The sequence below is a fragment of the Rhodopirellula bahusiensis genome (genome assembly GCF_002727185.1).
Classification (GTDB): Bacteria; Planctomycetota; Planctomycetia; order Pirellulales; family Pirellulaceae; genus Rhodopirellula; species Rhodopirellula bahusiensis.
This window is the reverse complement of the sequence record NZ_NIZW01000030.1, coordinates 39,545-63,028: the sequence shown is the minus strand read 5'-3', so window position 1 is coordinate 63,028 and position 23,484 is coordinate 39,545. Positions and strand designations below refer to the sequence as shown.

The following is a 23,484-nucleotide window of genomic DNA, read 5'->3' as shown; positions in this document are numbered from 1 at the left end:
AGGCAAGGAACGTGCCGAGTGGAAAACACCAGCGGTTGAGCGCACTGTGATCCAACTCGCGCACTTGTTTGGGACCGGGTGTCACAGCGGCGTGCTGTGCGGAGCACCAGCGATCACGATTGGGCGAGGAACATTGTTTGCCTGTTCGTTTATTCGCTCAAATCAATCTTTTCAGGAGTTACGAACATGTCCGGTGAACTGACCACAAATTATCTAGGATTGCAGTTGGATTCGCCGGTCGTGATGGGGGCCTGTCCATTGACCATGGAACCTGAAACCGTTCGGCAAATTGTTGCCGCGGGTGCGGGAGCCGTTGTTTTGCCGTCGATGCTTCAAGAGCAGGTCGTGCACCAACTGATGAAGCCGACGGATCCAGATGGCGCGATCGAACGCAGTGGCTACCAACCTCAACAAGACAAATACAACGGCGGAACAGAGGCCTATCTGCAGACGATCGGCATCCTCAAGAAATCTTGCTCCGTTCCGGTGATCGCCAGTCTCAACGGTTCGTCGTCGGGGCAGTGGTTGCAATATGCAAGAGACATGGAATCAGCCGGGGCCGATGCGTTGGAGTTCAATCTACAACAAGCCGTCTTTGATCACATGGAAACTTCGAACGACATCGAAGCTCGGATGTGCGACCTCATTGGGCAGGTGGGTGAAATGGTTGCGATCCCGGTCGCCGCGAAAATCAGTCAGCGTTACACCAATTTGTCCTCGATGACCAACCAGCTTCGCCGAGTGGGTGTCGCAGGTTTGGTTTTGTTCACGCACATGCCGGAATGGGATGTCAGCACCGATCGCATGCACTGGACGATCAACTGGGAGCTGTCACCAGTGAATTCCCTTGGCGGCATACTGGAGGGCATCGTGTGTGCTCGGGCCGGCGACCAAACGATGTCGATTGCTGCGAGCGGAGGTGTGTCCACCGCCGAAGACGCGATCAAATCCATGATCGCTGGTGCAGACGTCGTCATGGTTACATCGGCCGTCTATCGAGGTGGCCCGGATGCAATTCGTGACATCGTGGATGGGATCGAGCGGCACGTTGAGCTCAGTCGATTTCAAACGTTGCAGGAGTTTCGGGATGCCTGCCCTCGAAACCATTCGGGCGACGAAAAAACCGTTCGGTTGGAGTACATCGATCCGCTGACGCGAAACCAAGCCTACTTTGATCCCACGCCTGTGATTTCGCGTCACACGTGCGATTCCTTTGGTCACCAAAACTAGCGAGCTTTTGCCATGGCTGTGATTGAAACCAACACTCTCGTCCAAGCGGGGGAGCAGATCGATCGTCTACAAGAGAATCGAGCGATCGCCCAACAGTTGACGGAAATTGCGAACTTGCTTCGTGACCAGCATGCAAATGAATTCCGCATCCGCGCCTACCATGCGGCGGCGACAACGATTGCGGAATTACCATCGCCCGTTCGGGAACTTTTGGACCACGAAGGCACCAGTGCCCTGATTGATCTTCCTACCATCGGCGTGTCGATCGCCGGGCTGATTGAATCCGCGGTTCGCGTCGGACGAATACCCCTGCTCGATCGATTGAGAGGGCAATCCAACGCTGAGCACTTCTTCGCAACGGTTCCCGGGCTTGGTCCGCAATTGTCTCATCGAATTTATGACCAATTGCATATCGAAACGTTGGCGGAACTGCTCCATGCCGCGAACGATGGGCGGTTGCTACGTGTTCCGGGGATTGGGCAGAAGCGAATCGAAGCCATCCAAGCTTGCCTGGCGCATCGCGGTGTAGCAACTCAGCCGGTCGCAAAGATTCAAACCGCTCCGACGGTGTCTGTTGCCGAGATTCTTGAGATCGATCGAGACTACCGCAAACGAGTGGAAGACGGGACGCTTCCACGAATCAGGTTACGTGATCATGGAACGAGCAAGGCGGCTTGGGTGCCGGTCTTGCACACAGAGAAAGAGGGACGCCACTACACAGCGATGTTCTCGCACACGGATCGGGCGCAACAGCAAGGCGCGACGCATGACTGGGTGATTCTCTTTCGGGACGACGCGGATTCGCATGGCCGATGGACGGTCATCACTGCGATGTATGGCGAACTGAAAGGTTTTCGAATCGTTCGAGGGCGAGAAAAGGAATGCTTGCCGTACTACCACCAACGCAATGCCTATCACCAATACGAAGCCGGGCACGCTCCCTATCCCGAACTACGTGCCGAATGGGAAGAGGACGCGGGGCGATTTGGCGTCCACGGTTGAGATTGTGACGGCCGACTCGGACACACGCGAAGTCTTGCCCATCCAGCATTCGCTTCAGCAGCATCGAATGCGAGATGAGCTTGCCAATATCACGTTCCCTCTTTGACTTCAATTTCGTGACGCATGGCGGCAGTGGTCTGCTGGATGATGGCTTTCTCGCTGGCGGAGATTTTGCCAAAGCCGAGGTGACCGCCGGACGCTTTGGCGACCCGAGTCATTTGTTTTTCGGTCAGCAAGATCAATCGTTGTTGAGCGACCCGCGACATTTCATGGAAGATCTCGTGGATGTATCGTTTCCAAGCATCCACCGCCAATCCCGGCGGGCGTTTCTGTAGCCATTGATCAAGCAAAACCCAGGCACTGGAATCCCCATGGATACCTAAGCGAAGTGCCTCTGCCATGACGGCCTCACGTTCGTGCTCGTCAGCTCGTTTCTCGGCCCAAGCGACCAAAACCAGCGGGAACAAACGCAACGCCACCAGCTCGTCGGCGGTCACTCCGAGTTTGCCCAGTTCGGCGACCAACTCGGGATCGCGAATTCCGGTGCTGCGGATGAGTTCCTCGCGACCGGCGTCACTGCTCGCTTCCACTCGAAGTCGCTGGACGATCTGCCCTTCCAGTTGCGAAAAGTAGCGTTGCGCTTCGTTGTTCTGGTGCTGTGGATGGCTGGTTTTCAAATTCGACATGTCAGTCTGATCTTTGGAGTGTATTTGGGACCGTACTGAAGGAACTAGCAAAGCGGGGACCGAGAGGATTGGCAGCGAGATTGGTCATCAGGAACACATTCGGATTGATCTCATTCGCTCACCTGTGCACCACGGCGCGCTTTGTCGATCGAATTCGGTCTGATTCGCGGGTTTTCGTGTTTGGCATCCGGAGTGCGTTGGTCCGCTACCAACACAAAGGAATTTCAATGAAGAAGATCTTGCTCACGATCGATGGTTCTGACGCCTCGCTGGAAGCTGCACGGTTCATGGTGCAGCTCAATTTTCGACAGCCTGTCGAGATTGTGGTGGCGACGGTGATCCATGAACCGCCATCGCAAAAGAGCTTTCTGGTGGATGGCTGGAGCAAAGCCTGGTTGCTGCGAAAGCGTGAACAAGCAAACCGATCTTTCGAAGAAGTCCAGGCGATCTTCGGTGACTTGGATGTCCAATTTCAGCAAGTTGTTCGTGAGGGACACCCTGGCGAAACGATCGTGTCGCTAGCGAAGGAGCTTCAGCCAGATTTGGTGGTGGTTGGAGCGAAAGGGCATTCGGCAGTCGAACGAATTTTACTAGGCAGCACCAGCGACTACGTGGCGACTCATGTCCCCGGCAGCGTGCTGGTCGTCAGGCAAAGCGACGATGCCGGTCGTCCTGAACGCCTTCGTATCGCGATTGGTTGCGACCCCAGTCAGCAGACTGAAACGGCGTTGGATGAGTTCATGCGACTTGGCTGGGCCGGAGAGGCCGATGTGCGAGTCCTCTCTGTGACAGACCGATCAGTCGTGGACGATTTTTCCGAAGACGAAGTTTCGAGAAGGTGTCTCGAGAATGCGTTCGAAAAGTTGAATGCGGTTGCGCCGTCTTCGCGAGGAATGGTCATTCACTGCGACCATGTCGGGGATGGTTTGGTCGACTATGTCGATTCGAACCAAGTCGACTTGGTGATCGTTGGCGAGACGCCACGCGGCGGATTCGAACGCATGTTGCTGGGTAGCACCACCCGCTTTGTGCTCCGCCATGCATCATCGAGTGTGTTGATAGCCCGCCGCCGTCGAAGCGAAGACGCGCAAGACGAATCCGTTTCCGAGCAAACCGCCTCCGTGTGATCGGTGAACAGTGCGATGAAAGACTTTCAGGACATTCTCGTATACGCCGGAACGGAACAGCCCGATTAGTCGCCCGTCAAAAACGACCGAACCTAGTGACAACTGTATTCAAATTCAAAAGTTCATACGAAGTGAGATGTCATGAGACGCTTCCTTGCAATCATCCCGATGGTCGTCGTCTTCGCTTCGTTGTGGACGTGGAACCTGAAAGCGGATCCACCAGTCTCCCAAGAGGAATCGAATGGTTGGAAGATGCTGACTCCTTTGATGCATTTGAAATTAGAAAAGTCCAAATCAATCCTCGAAGGTCTCTCGCTCGAAGATTTTGACAAGATCGCATCCAACGCGCAGTCATTGAAATTGCTGAGCACTGAAGCCGGATGGAATGTCATTCAAACGAGGGAATATGCCGATCAAAGCCGCGACTTCCAACGGGCAGCGGATCTGATCGTTGACGCAGCCAATGATGAAGACATTCACCGCGCCGCGATGGGGTACGTCGCAATGACGCTTCGCTGCGTCGAATGTCACTCCTACATGCGAAATCACCGTGAAGGACTCATCAAGCTATCCACTGATACGCCGGAATGAAGGCGTGCCCCGCGTCAGCGGGCCGGTCGATGGATCCAGTAAGCCCCACTGACCTCGACCCTGTCCGCTGACGCTTTTCTCCACGAACAAACTCCATGAAATATCACTCGTGATGACCTTGAACAAGATGAATGGAATATCGATGGACAAGCTGGTTGCTGCTCTGAAGGAACCGGAGGCGTACCCTCACCCGGTGAACGGTCCCATTGTGGTTCACGAAACGCATATCTCGTTCGTGTTTTTGGCGGGTGAGTTTGCATACAAGATCAAGAAGCCTCTGAAGACAGATTTTTTGGACTACAGCACTTTGGAGAAGCGGCATCGCTTCTGTGAAGAGGAACTGCGGTTGGATCGGCGATTCGCGGATGATCTTTATGTTCGTGTCGTTCCCATCACCTTGTCAGACGGAGTCGTGGCGGTGCGGGGGCAGGGAGATGCAATCGAGTATGCCGTGCAGATGAGGCGATTTCCCGAGACCGCGTTGCTGAGTCACCGAATTGAACACGGGAACTTGACGAACAGCGAAGTTTTTCAGCTCGCGGATTCGGTTGCCGGATTTCACCGTGACGCTGTCGTTTGTCATTCAGGTGTTGCCCAAGAATGGCCTGCGTTTTTGGTGCGGAACATCCGCCAGATTTTTGATGCGATCGAGAAGCATACTGATATTGATCAGTCTGGCACTGTTGAGGCACTGCACGATTGGACGCACGATTTTTTGTGTCTGAATACGCATCGGCTTACCAATCGAATCAACGCGGGATTCATCCGCGCCTGTCACGGCGATCTGCATGCGGACAATGTGGTGTACTGGCGAAACAAGCTGGTTCCCTTTGATGGCATCGAATTCAATGATCATTTGCGGTGGATCGATGTTTTGAGTGACGCCGCTTTCTTGGCGATGGATTTGTCCGCGCGTGGCCGCCATGATCTATGTCGATCGTTTCTCAACGCCTACCTGGAGCGGACGGGAGACTATGAATCGTTGGGTCTGTTGAGGTTCTTTCTGACGTATCGGGCCTTGGTTCGGGCTCTGACTGCCTCGATGCGTGGTGACGATGAAGACGTGAGCGAACATCTTGATCTTGCCTATCGATTCACACAGCAAGAAACCCCGCGACTTTGGATCACCCACGGTGTCAGCGGCAGTGGGAAAACGACTTTGAGCGAAGCAGTCGTTCAACGACACGATGCCATTCGACTGCGAAGCGACGTGGAACGGAAGAGATTGTTTGGGCTGTCACGTACCGATCGTCCTGGTCCCGATCAGATCGCGACGGTGTACGAGGGCGACGCTAGCGAGAAGACCTATCGGCGACTGGCAGAATTGGCGAGGCAAGTCCTGTCGAGCGGGTACAGCGTGATTGTGGACGCGACGTTTCTGAAGCGATTCCAACGCGGCCGATTTCACGAGGTCGCGATGCGAGCTGGTGTTCCGTTTGGAATCTTGGATTGTCACACCGACGTTCAAACGCTGCGACAACGAGTTTCGGACCGCTGGGCGCGAAACGAAGATGCTTCCGATGCGGACCTGACCGTTCTGGGGCATCAGCTTGCGTATCACGAACCACTTTCGGAATCGGAGCGAGCTCTGGTGGTGAACGTTCCAGACGTGGTTGAGATGGCAGAAGTCTTCTGAGCCGTACTTTTCTCTTTCATTGGATGCGAAGCCATGACATCTCGTCTCAACACTCAATTCGGCGGACTCTCGTTGAGGTCGCCGGTGATCGTCGGTGCTTCGCCCTTGTCGATGAATGAGAACACACGGTTGGAGATGCAGCAATCTGGTGCGGGGGCGATCGTGCTGCCATCGTTGTTTGAAGAGCAGGTGATCGATTGGAGCTGGAACAATGGGCGAAAGCTCACGGTTCGCGAGCGGGGCATTCTGGAACAGTCGGATCGAACGAAACATCACTGGGCGTGCCCAGATGCGGATTCGTATTTGGCACTGGTCAATCGAGCCAGCTCATTGCAAGACATCCCGATCATTGCCAGTCTGAACGGATACACGGCGGGTGGCTGGATGGATTTCGCGGGTGAGTTGGAGGAAGCCGGAGCCGGAGCGATCGAACTGAACGTGCACCATTCACGGGCTCGGGAGTATGTCAGTTCAGCCGAAATCGAGATGACCATTTTGGATGCGATCCGCGACATCAATTCTGCGATCACGGTTCCGTTGTTTGTGAAGCTGGGCAGCAACTTCACGAGCCTGCCGCACATTGCTCGTCAACTGTTGTCCGGTGCTCAGGGAATGGTGCTGCACGGTCGCGCACCCAAAGTCGATATCTGCTTGGACACGTTGAGGTTGGCTAGTCGCTGGCGAATCACGGGAGCGGATGAAGAACTCGATTCGCTTGACACTTTGATGCAGGTTCACAGCCATTGCCCCGCGATGTCGCTGGCGGCTAGCGGCGGAGTTGGCAACGCCGATCAATTGACCAAGGTGCTGCTGGCTGGGGCGGATGTTGCGATGGTCACTTCGGCGATCTATCGAGAAGGCGCAGGAGTGATTCAAACGATGCTCGAGGGGTTGGTATCGTTCATGGAAAAGCACGAGATGCAAACACTGCGAGATCTCCAAATGCAGCGCCCGCTCGAATTCACCAGCGACGAAGAGCGAACGGCCTACATCGCCGCCCTGACCGCTCACCTGCGTGAAGGCAAACCGAGTTCGGCGAGCATTTGAACGAGCGAGCGTTGGATAGCAAAACCAATCGGTGGATCAGGCGATCGAAATGTCTGCATCGAGGTAGACAAGGTTGTTGAGAACGCGTTGATTGCGATCGGTGCCACAGACAACGCGTTCCATAAAGTCAGGTCGCCACGACGATTCCCAGACCACGTCCTCCGGTTGCCGCGGTCCCCATCCAGGCCATGTTGGTTCGATCCGCCAGCTCCGAGTCAGCGTCAATGGGATCCGTTGATTTCTGCGACGAAACGGACTCGCCAGTCAAAGCGGACTCGTCAAGTTCCAAATTCATGCAACGCGTCACACGCAAGTCCGCTGGCACTCGGTCGCCGGTTTCGATCTGCACCAAGTCCCCGGGCACAACGTTCGTCGCGTCGATTTCCAATTCATCGCCATCGCGAATCACATGGCATCGTGGTGCAAGCATTTCGCGAAGAGCCGAAAGGGAACGCTCGGCCTTCCAATCCTGTACAAATCCAAGAACGCCGTTGAGTAGCACGATCGCGAAAATTGCAATTGCATCGGAAGGTTCGCCGACCAGAAAAGAAACCAGGCCCGCGGCGACCAGGATCAAAATCAGGATATCGGTGAACTGACGCCACAGCACCTCGTACCAGCGGACGGAACCGATCGTCTGAATGGAATTTGGTCCGTATTGTTCCAATCGCCGCGTTGCCTCCTTGTGACTCAACCCAAGTTCAGTCGACGTTGCCAACCGCTCGCGTATTTCGGTATCCGTTTGAGCGTGCGGAACCAATGATTGGCTCGGCTTTGGAACGGGCGGGTTCGAGGCCATCGTGCTCATGGTTGCATCATGGTCGGCAAGGTCACGGTTTCGTGCCTCGGCGGCACGCGAACGATCGGGACAAGTCGCAATCGCTGGACCATCCAAGGTCGCACTCGTTCGTGCGAGATTTCACTTGGCTACCTGTGCATATCAGCACGTTCGAGTTTCAAGGCGCGCCGCTATGGACCGAACCCGATTCTTGCTGACGCGGCTGGATACTCAGACTTGCTTGAATCGCCTTGCATTTTTGGGCAAGCGAATGTCTGGATTGGCCTTCGCCAGCGCGGCGTAAAGCTTGGTTCGGTTGTAGTGGTACGTTTGCGTGAGTCGCATCCGTTCGCCGGATGTGGTGTGCGACACGATCGAATTGGAATTGGATTGCTTTTGATGAGTCTGGTCGATTGCGACAATCTCGTTCAACGGAATCGAGAACGAGGCGGACTCAGAGAGTGGGTCGGAAATCTCAAAACGTTCCGAGTCCACCACCATACGGAAGTTTCCATTTTGGATCCAAAAATAGATGGCGGCGAGTAGCAAGCAAAGCTCAACCAATCCACCGATGATTCTGGCCCAAAAGAAAAGTTGCTCACGCTCCTCGGACGGGGCAATGAGATGACTTGCGGCGAAGTACAACACTAACAAAACGACCATGTTCAGCACCAACGTCATCGACGTCCAACGCTGTCGACTTTCGTAGCGATAGAGTTCACTCATGCGTGGATTTCTTGATGGGATGAGTCGCGGCTTGCGATCGCAAATCGGTATCTGATCGAGAAAAGATGGTGGGGTTTGGGGGCGATCGTCTCACTTGATGCGGCAAAGTTCAAGGCATGGCAATTTGCACGAAAGTGAGATGCAGTGCGTGGTGCAGTTGCCGAATTCGTCACACGCCCACTACGTTGATGTTGGGCAAAATCTACCGAGTGACACTCAATGTCCGAGATCCTCTCGATGAACCAAGCATGACCAAGCATCCACTTCACATCGTTACCGGGGCGGCCGGGGTTGGTAAGACCACCTTCGGCAGAGAATTGGCGAGCAAGTTGTCCGGAGTCCTGCTGGACAGTGATACTGTCACGGAACCGGTTGTTCGAGCCGGACTGGCCGCTGCTGGATTGGAACCGACTGACCGCGACAGTCCGGAATACAAGCGACTTTTTCGCAACGCTGTTTATGAATGCCTGTATCAGACGGCCAGCGACAACTTGGATCACATCAGCGTCGTGGTCGTGGGGCCGTTCACTCGTGAGCTCGGTGATTCCAGTTGGCCCAAACAGATCTTCGAGCGTTTTGGCGTGGAGCCAACTATTTGGTTTCTCACCTGTGATGACGAAGTGCGGCGTCAACGCATCAAAAGTCGGGGCAACCCGAGAGACCAAGCGAAGCTAATCGATTGGTCTCGCCACGTCTCCGATGCCCCACCCGCCAAGCCAGCGTTTCAGACGAGAAATGTCGAAACCTGAACAGAGCAACACAGCGAACTGGCAGCTCGCGTGTCTCAACAGTTGCGTGGGTCTCCATCGCTTCCGGCTCCCGGTACAATGAGATCAATATGATTGAATGCCTCTTCAAACTACGATTTTCAGGTCGCTCAGGTTTTCCCGTGCGTGCATGCCTTGCGTTGATGCTTCTGTTGTCGTTGACGGTTCGTTCCGTCGCGGACGAGCCAAACTTGATCGATGCCAAACGTTGGCGAAGCGAACAGTTGGTGGCAATTGCAGCGAAGGTTGATAAGGCAGAGTCGAAGGACGAACGTCTGGAGTACGAGGCCAGGCAAGCGTGGCTCCGCCGTTGGGAACCAGGAAAAATGCCATCCGCACCGGTGGGTGCTCCAGACGAATCGAGGTTGGTCGAGGAGCCGTTGCTGAAGAATTTGGAACGACCCAAGTCGGTCGATGTAGACGCTTGGCGATCTATGGTTGCCTTGCAGGAACGCTTGGTGTCGGTCGATACAGACGACGAACGCAAAGAGCACCTGAAAACAACCATCAAGCTTGCCAGCCGATTGGAAGCGGAGCTGGTTGAACAATTGTCGTCGGATGAGCGATCGCTGGAGACTTCGGTGGATTGGGTGCTCGCGTACACGCGTTATCGGCTCGGTCGAGCGCTCGCGTATCGTGAATTGCCTGAGGTTCGAGAGGCTTGGCCGATATCTGATCCGGAGAGATACGAATCGGAATTGCAGGCCATTTTTCAGCGACTGTCGGAGCAGACTAATGGCGACCGTCGCGAATTCATTTTGTTGCAAGACCGAATGTTTCGGCGATCCGGCAAGAAGGGGCGAGCACTCGAATTGTTGGAGGCCAACCGGAACGCGATCGAACCGAAATGGTACCTCAAGAAAAGACGCGATCTGCTACAAGAACTTGGATGGGACCGACCCTCTCAAGAAGCTGCCCGACTGTACCTTCAAGCAGGCTACGATGACGAATGATGCTTTCACTTTCCAGCACCGACATCCAGCTTCCTTCTCCGCGACCGCAGGGGTTGGCCAAATACAGCGATCTGACCGAGATGGCTCGTGGTGGCAACGGAGTGTTGTATGTGGCCCACGACCAAATCGTTGGGCGGACCGTAGTGATCAAGATGCTGCTGCCGGAGTATCGGCTGGACCGTGGGTATCGCCGTCGTCTGCTCCGTGAAGCACGGGTGACGGCACAATTGGAACACCCGGGGACGGTCCCGGTGCACGAGATTGGCGAAGACGAAGAGTTCGGAATCTACTACGTGATGAAGCGAATTTCCGGAGAGAATTTCTTCTCCGTGTTACGACAATTCGCAAAAGGTGACGAGAAGGTGACCGCGGCGTTCCCGCTGCATCGGCGAATCGAAATCATCCGGGACACCTGCCAAACCTTGGTGTTTGCACACGCATCGGGTGTAATCCACCGCGATGTCAAACCGGAAAACATTTGGGTGGGCAACTTTGGTGAAGTCACTCTGTTGGACTGGGGGGCGGCCAAGGTTTGGGGCGAATCGGTGATGGATGATGGCCGGTACATGACGTCACCGGTGCGACGAAGGGTGGTCGAGGATGAGCAGGCTGATGAACCGAAGGCAGTCAACCATCAAGCGGAGTACGAGAAGATGCCGACCTTGACGCCCGCGAATCAGTTGCTTGGAACACCGACCTACATGTCGCCTGAACAGATTTCCAACCGAGACATCGACGAACGAAGCGATGTGTTTTCGACGGGAGTGTGTTTGTACGAAGCGATGGCGATCGCGGAGCCATTTCGAGGCAAAGACCAAGAGGAAACGTTTGACAACATCTGCATGCGTCAGCCAACTCCGCCAAGCGAACGCTCCCCCAAGCAACAGATCCCCAAGGAAGCCGATCAAATCGTTTTGAAAGCGATCGCCAAACAAACGGCGAGTCGCTATCAAACGATGCGAGACCTAATCACTGACTTGGATGAATTGCTGCTGATCGTTCGCCAAGGAGACTCCGATTGAACGATCGTTCGCGATCAATCAAACGAGAGACTACGCTTTCGTCTTTCGCCAATCAGGCGGAATAGTCACGGATCGCTGCTAGCGTGACTCGGTAGATGTGGTCGGTCAATCGCTTCATCGTGAACTTGCGAAATTCGCTTTTCGGAATGATCAGCTCGTCGATCTGGCGACCGAATTTGAAGTGCATGCATTGCCCGATCACGCTGGTCGTCAGCATGTTGCGTTCGATGGCCGAAGTATCCGCCGGAAGCATTTCGCTGATCGCGGATCGGAGCGCCATGAACATCGGCTTGGCGAATGCCCGAGCGACTTGCACCGTCGCTTCAGTGGGATCGGAAAACTCCCGATGCATCAATTTGTGTTCCGCTGTCAGCGGTCTTTGTTGACCAAGTGCCAAGTTCAACAGCATTGAGATGATCTCGCGCAACCGATCTTCCGGTGACGTTGACTCGTCCGATGGAGGTCGAATGTCACCCATCACAGAACGATGGGCGTGCTTCACCGCTGCGACGTATAACGCTTCTTTTCCGCCGAAGTGGTAGCGGACCGCGTTCAAGTTGACGTCCGCCAAGGCACAGATGTCACGCAGATTGGCATCCTTCAGCCCCTTGTCGGCAAATTCGGCGGTGGCGGCTTCGATGAGACGTTCGCTGGTGGTCACGTGAGATTCTGCTGTGGTAGGGCGACATGCCATTTTTCAGGCAAACTCCATTTTAATACGCTTGTATGAAAAAAAGAACCGGAGTAGTGTTTTAATACGAACGTATTAAACACGTCGGTTTGACCGGCACGATCCTCCAAGGCCTCGACCCAGGAAAGTTTCATGCCGAAAATGCAAGACCCGAGCCTGAGGACCGAGAACCCGCCTGCTTTGCCCGCTTCGCAGGACAAACCGACTGCCGTTCAGTCCGATCTTGGAGACCAAGACGTCACGAATCCTACGCAAACCAAATCGGGTGGCGGGATCGCGGGGCGGATCATCCCGGTCGTAGTCAATTCGTTTGTTTCGATCGCCATCTTGGGCGGCAGCATCGCGTTGTTCGTCTACATGAACGCGACTCGTGCGGTGCCCGTTCCCCAAGTACGCAAGGCGGTGATTCCTGTCGTCGAGACCGCCATCGTGAAACCTAGCGATGATGGGATTGACTTCGCGGTCGATGGCGTTGTCATCCCGTTCAAGCGACTCGAAGTCCCTGTCGAGGTTTCTGGACGAGTGGAATCCCGATCCGAGAATTGTCGGATCGGTCGATACGTTGCCAAGGGAGAGATGCTGGTTCAGATCGATGCCAAGGAATACGACTTGGAAGTTCGTCGCATCCGAGAGCAACTGAAGCAAGCCGAAGCGAGCTTGGTGGAGTTGGATCTCGATATCGCATCGCGGGAACGGCAAATCGAGATGGCGAAACAGACGTTGCAGATTCGCCGGCGAGAAACGGATCGCATGAGGCAATTGAGCGAGCGCAACGCTGCGTCCACGTCCGAAGTCGACGCAACTCGTTTGTTGGAATTGCAAGCCGACAACAGTTTGGAAACGGAAACGGACAATCTCAAAGTTGCACGAGCCACGCGAACTCGATTGCAGAGCGCCAGGGACTTGTCGCAGGTGCAACTGGAACGTGCGATCGTTGACCAGGAACGATGCACCGTCCGCGCACCGATCGCTGGCATCATCACTCAGGAACCTGCCGAAGAAGGGGTCTATTTGCAACAAGGCGCGACCGTTGCCACTGTGCAGGACGTGTCGACCATGGAAATCCGCTGCAGCCTGAACATGCGACAGATGAACTGGTTGTGGGGCAGCAACCCAAATCAAACCGCCGATTCAAGCACGGCTGACCCAAGCGAGGTGAAGTCGCAATCCGATGCTGACATCTATCGCATTCCGGAAACACCCGTCACGGTCAAATTTGATGTCGACGGAAGTGAATACTCATGGAAGGGCAGCCTCCGATACTTCGACGGAGCCGAAGTGGATCGTTTGACACGCATGGTGGCGTGCCGTGTCTATGTTCACGACCCCGAAGGTCAATCGCAAACGATCACGGGGGCGAGACATGACTCGAGAATCTCGTTGATGACGGGGATGTTCGTCGAGCTTGAGATTCACGCCAAACCGCAAAACAAACTACTCGAACTGCCTGAAACGGCCCTCTACCCAGGCAGCCAGGTTTGGAAAGTCGCCCCGGCGGAGGTTTCGTCCGCGGACACTCAGGTGAAGCCCACGAGTTTCAGCGAACAAACGACAGAATCGACCGACGACACGGAGAAACAGGGGATTCAACAGCAAGGCACGCTGAAACGTGTCAACGTCCGTGTTGCCCAATCGAAGGACGATCAAGTGATTGTCTACGAGAGCGAATCGTTGCGGGCCGGTGACCGTGTCGTTGTCTCACCGCTGGCATCGCCGGTCGAGGGGATCGCCGTCAACCACGGAGGCTCGCGATGAAGTCATTCATTCAGTGGGCGATCTCCAATGGCCCAGCCATGAACATCGTGATGATCGCTGTGATGTTGGTGGGCGCGGTTTGCTTTCAAACGTTGAACCGCGAGACATTTCCTGAATTCGAGACCGACGTGATCTCCGTGTCGGTGGCCTACCCTGGTGCTGCACCGGAGGAAGTCGAGGAAGGGATCTGTCAAAAGATCGAAGAATCGGTCCGGTCGGTTTCCGGCATTCAAAAGGTCACCTCAACGGCATCCGAAGGCGTTGGTTCGGTTTCGATCGAACTTCGCACCGACGTCTCGGATCGAGATCGCATTCTGAACGACGTCCGCTCGGCGGTGGACCGAATCTCGACCATGCCGGAACTTGCCGAAGACCCCGAGGTCAAACTGGCCGAACGAAGCGAGCAAGTGATCAAGGTTGGCGTCTTGGGACCGAAGGACGATAGCGAACAGGCTCACTTGTCGTTGCGAAAGGTCGCCGAAGATGTTCGTGAGGATTTGCTGCAACTTCCCAGCGTTTCGGAGGTCAATCTTTCCGGAGACAAGGACTATCAGATCGACATTGAGGTATCCGAAGATGCTTTGCAAGCGTACGGGCTGACGATCCAGCAGATCGCTGAGGCGGTTCGGCGAGAGAACAATGACACGCCTGGTGGCACCATCCGATCGAAGTCACAAGAAGTTCTGCTGCGTGGTCACAACCGGCGATTGACGGGGGAGGAAATTGCTTCGCATCCGCTGGTCACCCAGCCGGACGGAGCCGTGCTGACGGTCGGCGATCTGTGCACGGTTCGCGACGGATTTTCCGACACGACGGCCGTCAGTGAAGTCGACGGGCATCCCGTGTTGGTGCTGTCGGTGATGCGGAATCCGAATGAAGACCTGCTCGGGATGGTCGACAAGGTCTACGAGTATGTCGAAAGCACAAATCTGCCGCCTGGCTTTCGTTTGCAAACCTGGGGTGATCGCTCGATCGAGGTCCGCGGCCGGATCGATCTGTTGGTCAAGAACAGCTGGCAGGGATTGATTGTTGTGTTCCTGGTGCTGGCCGCGTTCCTAGAACTGCGACTTGCGTTTTGGATCGCGATGGGGATCCCGTTTTCTTTGCTTGCCAGTGCCGCATGGATGCTGTTGACCGGCCAAACGCTCAACATGATTTCCATGTTTGCGTTCGTGATGGCGTTGGGGATTGTGGTCGATGACGCGATCGTGGTGGGTGAAAACATTTACGCGCACCGGCAAATGGGAAAGTCAACGCTGCAGGCTGCGATTGACGGTGCGGTCGAAGTCGTCCCTTCGGTGATGGCGTCGGTGTCGACCACGGTGATTGCGTTCATGCCGCTGCTGTTTGTGTCGGGGATGCTGGGCAAGATCATCTACGTCTTGCCGACGGTCGTGATCGCGATGCTGGTCGTTTCGCTGATCGAGTGCATGACGATTCTGCCGTGTCACTTGTCGCACGTTGACAGCGTGATCTTCCATTTGATGCGGCGTGTGTTTTATGCCGTGAGGTGGATGATGTACCCGCTGATGTGGTTGAATCGATTCGCGTCGGCGGCGATGCAGTTCGTAATCGTTCACCTGTATCGGCCCGCACTCCACTGGGTGATGCACCACCGGGTGATTTTCCTGGCCGGTTGTGCATCGGCCTGGATTCTCGCGATCGGATTGGTCAGTTCGGGGCGTGCGCCGTTCATTTTCTTTCCCAAGCTTGACAGCACATCGATCCGGGCGTCGGTGACGTTTCCCGATGGCACTCCTGAATCCGTGACTGCCAAAGCGGTGCATGATGTCGAGGCAGCGTTCTGGAGAGCGGCTGATCGCATGCAGTCCGATCAAGGCAGCGTGGCGCAGATGTCGTACATCACCGTCGGCTCGCAAACTGGTGACGGGCCACCCGGGCAATCGTCGTCGTCGACCACCGGCAATAGTCACCTCGGCAGCGTCGAAGTGGAACTGGTCGACCCTTCGTTCCGGTCCTACACGAGCGACGAGATATCATCTGCATGGCGTGACGAGGTCAGTGATATACCGGGGATCGACTCGTTGACATTCGGCGCCAGTTTTTCTGGCCCTGGTGGCACGCCGATCGAATTTCGCCTGACGGCGAATCGCGAAGGCATTGAGCATTTGGACGAGGCCGTTGAGCGGTGCAAGGAAAAGCTTGCGGCGTATCCGGGCGTGTTTGATGTTGCCGATGACTCTTCCCCCGGCAAGTGGGAGTTTCGTTTGCGAGTCAAAGACAACGCGGTGGCCACCGGAGTGAAGGCGGCGGATCTGGCGGAAACGGTGCGTGCAACCTATTACGGCCAAGAGGTGATGCGTTTGCAGCGAGGGCGTCACGAGGTGAAGCTGATGGTGCGGTACCCGAAAGAGGATCGTCAATCGCTGGCCAATTTCGATGACTTGCGAATTCGCAGCGACGATGGAAGCGAGCGACCGCTGCGTGATTTGGCACAGGTCAACGTGGTGCGTGGCTATTCCAAGATCGAACGAATTGACCAGCAACGCTGCATCACGATCTCGGCGGACGTGGAAGAAACGACAGGCAACGCTCGCGAGATCGTGAGCGATTTGAAGAGCGGCTTTCTGCCGGAGTTGTTGGCCGAGCACCCTGGTTTGCGAGTTCGTTGGGGCGGCCAACAGGAACAGCAGGCGGATTCGTTCCAAAGCATGGTGGCCGGGTTTGGGATCGCGTTGATGGCGATGTTTGTGTTGCTGGCGTTTGAGTTCAAATCTTACATGCAACCGTTGATCATCCTGGCGATCATCCCGTTTGGCTTGGTCGGTGCGATCGCCGGGCACGCATTGCTGGGACTGCCGATCACGATCTTCAGCATCTTTGGACTGGTCGCGCTGACGGGGATCATCATCAACGATTCGATCGTGCTGGTGGACTTCATCAATCAGCTTCGCGAGTCCGGCGTCAGCGACAAGGAAGCTCTCTTGCAGGCTGGGCAACGACGGTTTCGGCCAGTGATGTTGACGACGCTGACCACGGTCGGCGGGCTGACACCGATCCTGTTGGAAACCTCGTTCCAAGCTCAGATGCTGATCCCGATGGCGACCAGTGTGGCGTTCGGAGAAATTTTTGCGACGATCCTGGTCCTGTTACTCGTGCCGGTGCTGTACTCCGTGTACTTGTCGCTGCCGAACCTGATGGCAATCGAATCACATCCTCCGGAAACGTCGCCGACCACTGCCCCATCCCAACCCCAATTGGCGTCTTAGTGGACGATGGCAGGAGTCCCCCGTAATCGCAAAATCGAGAGGGACTCGTTGGCTCGTCCACTACGGTAGTCGTTGGCAGTGCGTCGCGTTGCCGGTAGGCGTTGGCATTCGACGCCTTTGACACCGGCTAAACGAAGCCGACGGGCTTCGATTGTTGTTCAACGCGGCAGTTGCAGGTACTTGCTGATTTCAGTTCGCTTGCCGTCTGGGCCGGCGATCGAAAGGATCAGGACGGGCCGAGGCATTCCGGTCGCATGATCGACTCGGATTCGGTATCGCTCGCCTTGCTTCAGTATGACTTCCGCCTTTTGACCGGACTCATCATTTGGGCTGTCTTGGATCAGAATCTCGCTGTCTTCGAACTCACCGTTTTGGTTTTGGTCAAAGTACAACGTCGCGTGGCCACTTTGAGTGCGTAACTCCAAGGTGTGTTTGCCGGATGCCGGTGCGATGAGGTCGGTCCGAGTCAATTGGCCGCGAACGGCGACGTTTTGCATTAGACCTCGCAGGTACGGCATTTCGTATTTGCGAAGCAACTTCGAGTCCGGTAGCGTCGCCAAGTCGGGCACCTTTCGCGGCGTCCGACGCCCGATGTTGTACTCGGTCACTTCAACGCGATTGGGCCAATTGTTGTAGAACTGCCACGAGTGTCCATCGACTGGTTCGGAATCGCCACGAACCAGTTCGGCTCGCACACTGAAGGGACCACGGGCGGTCAAGGGACCATCGTACATCGTGTCGGGATTGGGAACCGGATGGAAGTTGGGCGAGTTCAGTTGCCCCGACCAACGACCCGTGCTGTATCGAATCTGTCCGTCGAGCTTGGTCCGGTTTCGGAGCGTGAATTTGATCTGCTCGCCTTCATAGGGTTGGTACAGGCTGACCACCGGATGCGACGGATCTTTCGCGACGGGCGAGATTTCAATCGGCTGCAAAACCGGAAGCGTCTTCTGCTGTGCCACCGCGACTCGGTCTTGAAATTCGGCGAACGAGTGGTCTGACTCGGGGTTCCACAAACGCTCGGCGAGGATTGGAATCCGCGGCATCAGAAAGTGCAGCACGCTGCATTCGTACTGTTCCCAGTACAGCATTTGACCGCCGAGGATCTGGTCGGTTTTCCCGATCCATTCGGCACTCCACTCACCGTCGTCCAGGTTCGGATCCATCGGTCCGCGATCTTCGAACACGGGGCGTCCCGGTTCCCAGTGCATGAAGATGTCTTTGTTCCAACGGTAAATGTCTTTCAATGCAAAACGCTTGCCACCGGTTGAACCGGGGTGAATCAGGCCACCGTAGCCGCCCGTCAGGTACGTCGGTTTCCACGAAGCGTTGATGATTTGGTAACCGTTATTGAGCAGGTCCCATGGTGCGTTGTAAGAACTCTCCCAAGCCATCACGATCACTCGGTCGTCACCGGTGGCCGGAATGAGATCGGTCGGGGCTCCGTGGAAACCTTCCCAAACGAGCAGACGTCGGCCTCGGGCGCGAACCCGTTTGTTGACCTCGGCGAGAAACGGAACCAGTTTACGGCCCGCTCCCGATTCATCGCCGCCAATATGAAAATAGGGCGAACTTTGGAAGACATCAATCATCGCATCGATCAGTTTGCCGATCTTGTCGTAGTTCTCCGGCGAAGCGACATCGGCGTCGTTTTTCCCCCGCGACAAGTAGCCTGATTCACGCAAACGACTGGAATGCCCGGGCAGATCAAGCTCGGGGATGATCGTGACGCCGCGAGCATCCGCGTAGCCGACCAAGTCTTTAAGTTCACTCGTCGTGTAGTGGTGGTTGCCTTTCAGATTGTCCCTGATCGGTGCAAAGGGAAATGTGAAGTGTTGGTTGTCGGTCAGGTGCAGTTGCAAGTAACGCATCTTGTAAAGCCTGCAAAGACGCACGGCATCCTTGATCACGCCGAGCGAATGAGGCGTTCGCGCCACGTCGACCATCAACGCGCGGTAGGAGGCGGTGGGGTGATCTTCGATCGTGACCGAGGGAACTGACAGCGTGTCAGCATCAATCAGTTGCAACAGCGACGATGTTCCGTGCGTGATTCCGACAAACGATTCCGCCGCGATCACGATTCCATTGCCTCCGGCGGTGAGTCTGTAGTTCTCCGCCACGTCTTCTTTCGTTGGGGCGTTGCTCGAGCCATCGCGGTCAGTGTCATTGCCTTCCGAATCATTGCCGCCCGTGGCTGAACAGGACAACACAATGTCGTTGCGTTTGGCTTTGTCCGTACTCGAGATCACCGGCAGACGCAAACTCGTCAGAATCTCCAGTTCGCTCGCGACGACGTTGCCATGGGAAAGCAGCAACGATGAGTGAGCCTCACTCGGTCGCACCAAGATGCGAGAATTTGCATCAAACATGCCGGCTTCAGCGGTCGAATTGAGTTGCATCGACACGGGCGTTGGTACGATGACTGGCTTCGGCGCCGCTTGATAGTCTTCACCGTTGATGCTGCGAACGACTGATCGCATCCATTGATCCAGTTCCTTCTGCATGCGAACCAGTCGGTCCCGCTGCTTCGGATCGCCGGACAGGTCATGCTCCTCCATCGGATCATCGACCAAGTTGTATAGCTCGAACTTCTTGCCGTTGATGCGGTGAAGCTTCCAAGGCCAATCGTTCCAGGCGGCGTGCCCGGTCGTTTTTGTTTCGGCGAACTGTGGGAACTCATCGACATCCTTTTGCATTCGATGAGCATTGTGCGGCAGCGGTGCACCTGCCTGCTGCTTTTCCATGATGGCTTTCAAAATTCGGTCGCTGTAGGTCAGTTGGCCTTGTTGGAACTGATGCCAGAAACCCATCGGCTGATCACGTGACGTGGACTCACCGGCGATGATTGGGGTGATGTCGATTCCGTCGAGCGGCAGAGTGGGCCCGGTGGTGGAATCTGGATCAACGCCTGCCATCGACAGCAGGGTGGGGTAGATGTCGCACGTCCAAGCAGGCACGTCGGTTCGGCCGCGCAGATCACGAGCGGGCCATTCGATGATCCCTGGAACCCGCAGCCCACCCTCGTAGATGCTGCCTTTTTTCTCGCGGCCGCCTGACGTCTCCACGTTCAGCCCACCGTTGTCGCTGCAGTACCAAAGGATCGTGTTGTCTTCGATTTTCAGGTCGCGAAGCTGTTTCCGCAGGCGACCGAGTTGTTGGTCGAGCAGCGTGATTTCTCGATAGTAGCCCGCCTGCTTCTCACCCGTGTAGAGCGGCGGTCCGTCGGGGACTTCTTGGTGCGGGTCATGCGGCGACGGAAACCAAACGGTCAGGAAAAACGGCTGATCGCTGGCGCTATGTTTGGTGACGAAGTCGATTGCGTCGTCCATGGCCAGGACCGAGCCCTTGCCCTGGCGGTGTTCGATCTTTCCGTTGCGACTGAGATAGGGATCGTTGTCGTAGAAATTCAAACCGACGCACCATTCATCGAATCCCATCCCGCTGGGGTTGCACGGCGAGCCCGGCTGTCCCGAACCCAAGTGGACTTTGCCAAAGATCCCGGTCGCGTACCCGGCGGCCTTCAGCGATTCAGCAATGGTTTGTTCCTGAGGCCGCAGGTAGCGTCCGTGATTGGGGACCTTGGAACGGATCGGGTTGCGGCCAGTCATGACGCTGGCTCGAGTCGGTGAGCATACCGGTGCGGCCGCGTAGAATCGGTCGAAAACAAACCCGGCTTTCGCCATCGCATCGATCTCGGGCGTTTGGACAAACGGATGCCCGTTGTATCCGACGTCGCCCCAGCCTTGGTCGTCGGCCATCACCAAAACAATGTTGGGCTTCGTGTTGGCGGGTGTGTGTGGCGACTGAGCTGCCGTATGCAGCACGGGTGCGAACAGGCACACCAACGACACCACCAACCAAGCCGGATTTCTAGTCAACGTCATTCGATTCATCGTTCAAAACTCTTTGGCAGCGGATTTCAAGTTGGATGTGTGAACAGAGGGCGAGTTGGTGACCAACCAGTCAACCGCCTGCGACCAGAACCGTTGGTAGTCTTCCCAGTAGACGAAGTTGCATCCCCAGTGCGGCGCAGGGTCGGAAGTATACGCCAATACTTTTCCCTGACCGAATAGTCCGACCGCCAGCAAGGGATCGTTCGTCCCGTTCCATGTCGCAAGGACCTCGCAGTTTTCTCGCGGTTTGACAATGTTGTAACCAAGGATCGGAGGCATGGTCTCGAGGTCCACGTTGGCGAGGATCGGATGCTCCGTGGCGACGGTTGATCCGGTGAAGCCTTCGGTGCTCTCCCGAAGGTCCTCAATGTCGAGGCAAGTGACGGCAAGATGTCCTTTAGCCCGGTGCGTCCCCAGCCTCCTTTGCCCATCTCACCGTTTAAGCTGAGCCAACCGCCAAGAAACATTGCGTGGTCGTGTTCCGCGCCATCACAGGCTGGAAGGCGATGCCACTGATTTTCCGCTTGTTTGTGCACAATCCTTCCAGGAAGGCTGGTAAGTGGTGCCGGTTGTGTCTGTTCGTCTGTTCACAGGGGCTGTGCTCAATATGCCAGAAACATTGCGACGATGAGTTCCATGAAAACGTCCGGTCCAGCCAATCGCACACGCATGCTGGGGCACCAAAGATTCTGAAATACCCTCCACCGACGAGCACTGCCGACATCATGCCGCATTGGTTTTGCAGAATCACCTGTGTGGTGATCCTGTCGCTCGGAATCGTATCGCCCGCTGCGGCGATGCAGATCTTCGTCAAAACGCTGGCTGGAAAGTCAATCACGCTGGACGTTGAGCCCAGTGATTCCATCGAGAACGTGAAGGCAAAGATTCAAGACAAGGAGGGCATTCCCCCGCTCAGCAGCAACTGTTTTTTGCTGGCAAGCTGTTGGAGGATGGAAGGACCTTGTCGGACTACAGCATTCAAAAGGAGAGCACGCTGCATCTGGTAGTGAGTGTTGGCGGCGGCCTCACTCCCGATCGACGTTGGAAGTGGCGCGAACATTGGACGATTGCGCCAACGGTTCGAGTGGATTGGATGCATGAGTACCTGGATATTAACGCGGTCGTTTCAGGGGTCAGCGACGGAACCGCGTTTGCGTCACAGGCTTCCGATTTCGGCCGCGACTGGGCATTGGTCAATGTTGGATTCAGCGGCAACCGAGGCCAGCACTGGTCCGTGTACGCGGGCTACGATTTGCAACTGAACGAGCGCCTGGACTTGCACGTTGCCAGTGGTAGCATGGTCTACCGTTGGTAGCGACGCTGTGGTTTGCAATGCACCAAACGTTTGAAGGCGGTGGGTGGGAATCACAGGTTGGAAGCCTATGCCACACTATGGGGACCAGGAGAAGCAGGTTTTCTGCTCGGAGAGTGGCCAGAGTTGGGTGGCAGCTTCTTGGTTCAGGGCGAGAGGTTCGAGCGGGCATTCCCCGACGGGGCCGACTGTTTCGGCTCTTTTGGTTGGGCCGTACAATGCTTGAGGTTTCAGACCTTCTTCGGTGGCGCACATGACTTCGGGCCACGAGCCTCTCTCGGCGGATTGGGCGATGAAGGGTGAGATCAATTTCCACAGCAACTTCATCGGCAAGCTGGCGGTGTCGTTGAGCAAGTTGGTTCGCGATGCACCGGGATGACAAACCCGAACCTGAACGTGCTTGCCGGCCGCTTCCACGCGTCGCTGAAGCTCATAGGCGAACATCATTTGCGCCAGCTTGCTCTGTGCGTAGGCGTTCCAAGCGGTGTAGTTTTGGTCGAAGTTCAGATCTTCGAATTGAATTTTCTTCAGCCCCATTTTGTACGCGTTGCTGCCGACGACCACGATGCGGCCACGCGATTCTTCGATGCGGCCGAACAGCAAACCGCACAGCAGGAAATGACCGAAGTGGTTCACCCCGAGTTGGCTTTCAAAGCCGTCCACGGTGAGTTCTTGCTTGGCCACTTGCGCGATCGCAGCATTGCAGATGAGTGCATCGATTTGAGGAACCGTGTCGAGTAGTTCCGATGCCGCTTCTCGCACGGAATCCAGCACCGCCAAGTCCAAACGCACGAAGGTAACCTCGACGTCGCTGCCGAATTCCTGTTTCAAGGTCTCGATGGCTGCGGCTGACTTGTCCGCGTTTCGGTTCATCATCACGACTTTCGCACCCTTGGTCAGCAGAGTCCGAGCCGCCTCGAATCCCGCACCTGCGTTGGCACCGGTGATGACATAGGTTTTGCCTTGGAGCGAGCCGAGTCGCTCGGGAGTCCAGCCTTGAGGGCCAAATTGTTTTGCAGTGGTCATTGTTTGGTCTCT

Annotated in this window: 19 protein-coding genes and 1 pseudogene; 13 read left to right on the top strand and 7 right to left on the bottom strand. The window is 55.9% G+C overall.

Going from position 1 to position 23,484, the window contains the following annotated elements; genetic code table 11:
• Positions 1-186: 186 nt before the first annotated feature.
• Together CEE69_RS27085 and CEE69_RS27080 are read left to right on the top strand one after the other, a co-directional pair.
• Complete coding sequence (locus CEE69_RS27085; protein ID WP_099263698.1) at positions 187-1,230, top strand: dihydroorotate dehydrogenase-like protein; 1,044 nt, start codon at positions 187-189, stop codon at positions 1,228-1,230.
• Between the two features lie 12 nt (positions 1,231-1,242).
• Complete coding sequence (locus CEE69_RS27080; RefSeq protein ID WP_099263697.1) at positions 1,243-2,232, top strand: helix-hairpin-helix domain-containing protein; 990 nt, start codon at positions 1,243-1,245, stop codon at positions 2,230-2,232.
• Between the two features lie 89 nt (positions 2,233-2,321).
• Here CEE69_RS27080 and CEE69_RS27075 read toward each other — a convergent pair whose 3' ends face one another.
• Entirely contained in the window at positions 2,322-2,918 is a 597-nt protein-coding gene (locus CEE69_RS27075; protein ID WP_233215689.1) for a hypothetical protein, read from the bottom strand.
• 227 nt (positions 2,919-3,145) lie between these two features.
• Here CEE69_RS27075 and CEE69_RS27070 point away from each other — a divergent pair, with 227 nt between their 5' ends.
• From CEE69_RS27070 to CEE69_RS27055, 4 genes are all read left to right on the top strand, one after another.
• The gene (locus CEE69_RS27070; protein ID WP_099263716.1) at positions 3,146-4,045 is read left to right on the top strand and encodes a universal stress protein; all 900 of its coding nucleotides are present in this window, start codon (positions 3,146-3,148) and stop codon (positions 4,043-4,045) included.
• A gap of 141 nt (positions 4,046-4,186) precedes the next feature.
• Entirely contained in the window at positions 4,187-4,636 is a 450-nt protein-coding gene (locus CEE69_RS27065) for a hypothetical protein (RefSeq protein WP_099263695.1), read from the top strand.
• Positions 4,637-4,778: 142 nt separating this feature from the next.
• A complete protein-coding gene (locus tag CEE69_RS27060) occupies positions 4,779-6,272 on the top strand; it encodes a bifunctional aminoglycoside phosphotransferase/ATP-binding protein (RefSeq protein WP_233215688.1) in 1,494 nt (497 codons plus the stop codon).
• Positions 6,273-6,305: 33 nt separating this feature from the next.
• The gene (locus CEE69_RS27055; RefSeq protein ID WP_099263693.1) at positions 6,306-7,319 is read left to right on the top strand and encodes a dihydroorotate dehydrogenase-like protein; all 1,014 of its coding nucleotides are present in this window, start codon (positions 6,306-6,308) and stop codon (positions 7,317-7,319) included.
• A gap of 127 nt (positions 7,320-7,446) precedes the next feature.
• On the opposite strand, the gene CEE69_RS27050 is transcribed toward CEE69_RS27055, so the two are convergent.
• Both CEE69_RS27050 and CEE69_RS27045 read right to left on the bottom strand, forming a co-directional pair.
• The gene (locus tag CEE69_RS27050) at positions 7,447-8,127 is read right to left on the bottom strand and encodes an HAD-IC family P-type ATPase (protein ID WP_099263715.1); all 681 of its coding nucleotides are present in this window, start codon (positions 8,125-8,127) and stop codon (positions 7,447-7,449) included.
• 201 nt (positions 8,128-8,328) lie between these two features.
• Positions 8,329-8,823 (bottom strand): hypothetical protein, encoded by a 495-nt coding sequence (locus CEE69_RS27045; protein ID WP_099263692.1) that lies wholly within the window; start codon positions 8,821-8,823, stop codon positions 8,329-8,331.
• A gap of 248 nt (positions 8,824-9,071) precedes the next feature.
• Between CEE69_RS27045 and CEE69_RS27040 the strand changes: the two genes are divergently transcribed.
• The 3 genes from CEE69_RS27040 (at position 9,072) to CEE69_RS27030 (ending at position 11,565) form a co-directional block, all read left to right on the top strand.
• Positions 9,072-9,572 (top strand): AAA family ATPase, encoded by a 501-nt coding sequence (locus CEE69_RS27040; protein ID WP_099263714.1) that lies wholly within the window; start codon positions 9,072-9,074, stop codon positions 9,570-9,572.
• Between the two features lie 140 nt (positions 9,573-9,712).
• Entirely contained in the window at positions 9,713-10,543 is an 831-nt protein-coding gene (locus tag CEE69_RS27035) for a hypothetical protein (protein WP_233215687.1), read from the top strand.
• The gene (locus tag CEE69_RS27030; protein ID WP_099263690.1) at positions 10,540-11,565 is read left to right on the top strand and encodes a serine/threonine protein kinase; all 1,026 of its coding nucleotides are present in this window, start codon (positions 10,540-10,542) and stop codon (positions 11,563-11,565) included. Before CEE69_RS27035 ends, CEE69_RS27030 begins: the two co-directional genes overlap by 4 nt.
• Positions 11,566-11,617: 52 nt before the next feature.
• Here CEE69_RS27030 and CEE69_RS27025 read toward each other — a convergent pair whose 3' ends face one another.
• A complete protein-coding gene (locus CEE69_RS27025; protein ID WP_099263689.1) occupies positions 11,618-12,259 on the bottom strand; it encodes a CerR family C-terminal domain-containing protein in 642 nt (213 codons plus the stop codon).
• A 129-nt stretch (positions 12,260-12,388) separates the two neighbouring features.
• On the opposite strand from CEE69_RS27025, the gene CEE69_RS27020 reads away from it, so the two are divergent.
• Entirely contained in the window at positions 12,389-14,011 is a 1,623-nt protein-coding gene (locus CEE69_RS27020; RefSeq protein WP_099263688.1) for an efflux RND transporter periplasmic adaptor subunit, read from the top strand.
• Positions 14,008-17,241, top strand: coding sequence for an efflux RND transporter permease subunit (locus CEE69_RS27015; protein WP_099263687.1), 3,234 nt, complete (start codon positions 14,008-14,010; stop codon positions 17,239-17,241). Before CEE69_RS27020 ends, CEE69_RS27015 begins: the two co-directional genes overlap by 4 nt.
• Before the next feature lie 158 nt (positions 17,242-17,399).
• Here CEE69_RS27015 and CEE69_RS27010 read toward each other — a convergent pair whose 3' ends face one another.
• Together CEE69_RS27010 and CEE69_RS27005 are read right to left on the bottom strand one after the other, a co-directional pair.
• Entirely contained in the window at positions 17,400-21,125 is a 3,726-nt protein-coding gene (locus tag CEE69_RS27010) for a sulfatase-like hydrolase/transferase (protein WP_233215686.1), read from the bottom strand.
• A gap of 12 nt (positions 21,126-21,137) precedes the next feature.
• Positions 21,138-21,503 (bottom strand): glutamine amidotransferase, encoded by a 366-nt coding sequence (locus CEE69_RS27005; RefSeq protein WP_233215692.1) that lies wholly within the window; start codon positions 21,501-21,503, stop codon positions 21,138-21,140.
• A gap of 137 nt (positions 21,504-21,640) precedes the next feature.
• Between CEE69_RS27005 and CEE69_RS33765 the strand changes: the two are divergent.
• Both CEE69_RS33765 and CEE69_RS32605 read left to right on the top strand, forming a co-directional pair.
• Positions 21,641-22,086: pseudogene (locus CEE69_RS33765) on the top strand (ubiquitin-like protein); the annotation flags it as partial.
• Between the two features lie 9 nt (positions 22,087-22,095).
• Positions 22,096-22,449: an autotransporter domain-containing protein gene (locus CEE69_RS32605; protein WP_199169962.1), complete on the top strand. Its 354-nt coding sequence runs from the start codon at positions 22,096-22,098 to the stop codon at positions 22,447-22,449.
• 75 nt (positions 22,450-22,524) lie between these two features.
• Here CEE69_RS32605 and CEE69_RS26995 read toward each other — a convergent pair whose 3' ends face one another.
• Positions 22,525-23,472 carry an SDR family oxidoreductase gene (locus tag CEE69_RS26995; RefSeq protein ID WP_099263684.1) on the bottom strand — a complete coding sequence of 316 codons (948 nt, stop codon included), beginning with the start codon at positions 23,470-23,472 and terminating at the stop codon, positions 22,525-22,527.
• Positions 23,473-23,484: the final 12 nt, after the last annotated feature.

Coding starts and splice junctions, on each gene's coding strand:
- CEE69_RS27085 (WP_099263698.1), top strand. CDS start 187: ATGTCCGGTGAACTGACCACAAATTATCTAGGATTGCAGTTGGATTCG.
- CEE69_RS27080 (WP_099263697.1), top strand. CDS start 1,243: ATGGCTGTGATTGAAACCAACACTCTCGTCCAAGCGGGGGAGCAGATC.
- CEE69_RS27075 (WP_233215689.1), bottom strand. CDS start 2,918: ATGTCGAATTTGAAAACCAGCCATCCACAGCACCAGAACAACGAAGCG.
- CEE69_RS27070 (WP_099263716.1), top strand. CDS start 3,146: ATGAAGAAGATCTTGCTCACGATCGATGGTTCTGACGCCTCGCTGGAA.
- CEE69_RS27065 (WP_099263695.1), top strand. CDS start 4,187: ATGAGACGCTTCCTTGCAATCATCCCGATGGTCGTCGTCTTCGCTTCG.
- CEE69_RS27060 (WP_233215688.1), top strand. CDS start 4,779: ATGGACAAGCTGGTTGCTGCTCTGAAGGAACCGGAGGCGTACCCTCAC.
- CEE69_RS27055 (WP_099263693.1), top strand. CDS start 6,306: ATGACATCTCGTCTCAACACTCAATTCGGCGGACTCTCGTTGAGGTCG.
- CEE69_RS27050 (WP_099263715.1), bottom strand. CDS start 8,127: ATGAGCACGATGGCCTCGAACCCGCCCGTTCCAAAGCCGAGCCAATCA.
- CEE69_RS27045 (WP_099263692.1), bottom strand. CDS start 8,823: ATGAGTGAACTCTATCGCTACGAAAGTCGACAGCGTTGGACGTCGATG.
- CEE69_RS27040 (WP_099263714.1), top strand. CDS start 9,072: ATGACCAAGCATCCACTTCACATCGTTACCGGGGCGGCCGGGGTTGGT.
- CEE69_RS27030 (WP_099263690.1), top strand. CDS start 10,540: ATGATGCTTTCACTTTCCAGCACCGACATCCAGCTTCCTTCTCCGCGA.
- CEE69_RS27025 (WP_099263689.1), bottom strand. CDS start 12,259: ATGGCATGTCGCCCTACCACAGCAGAATCTCACGTGACCACCAGCGAA.
- CEE69_RS27020 (WP_099263688.1), top strand. CDS start 12,389: ATGCCGAAAATGCAAGACCCGAGCCTGAGGACCGAGAACCCGCCTGCT.
- CEE69_RS27015 (WP_099263687.1), top strand. CDS start 14,008: ATGAAGTCATTCATTCAGTGGGCGATCTCCAATGGCCCAGCCATGAAC.
- CEE69_RS27010 (WP_233215686.1), bottom strand. CDS start 21,125: ATGACGTTGACTAGAAATCCGGCTTGGTTGGTGGTGTCGTTGGTGTGC.
- CEE69_RS26995 (WP_099263684.1), bottom strand. CDS start 23,472: ATGACCACTGCAAAACAATTTGGCCCTCAAGGCTGGACTCCCGAGCGA.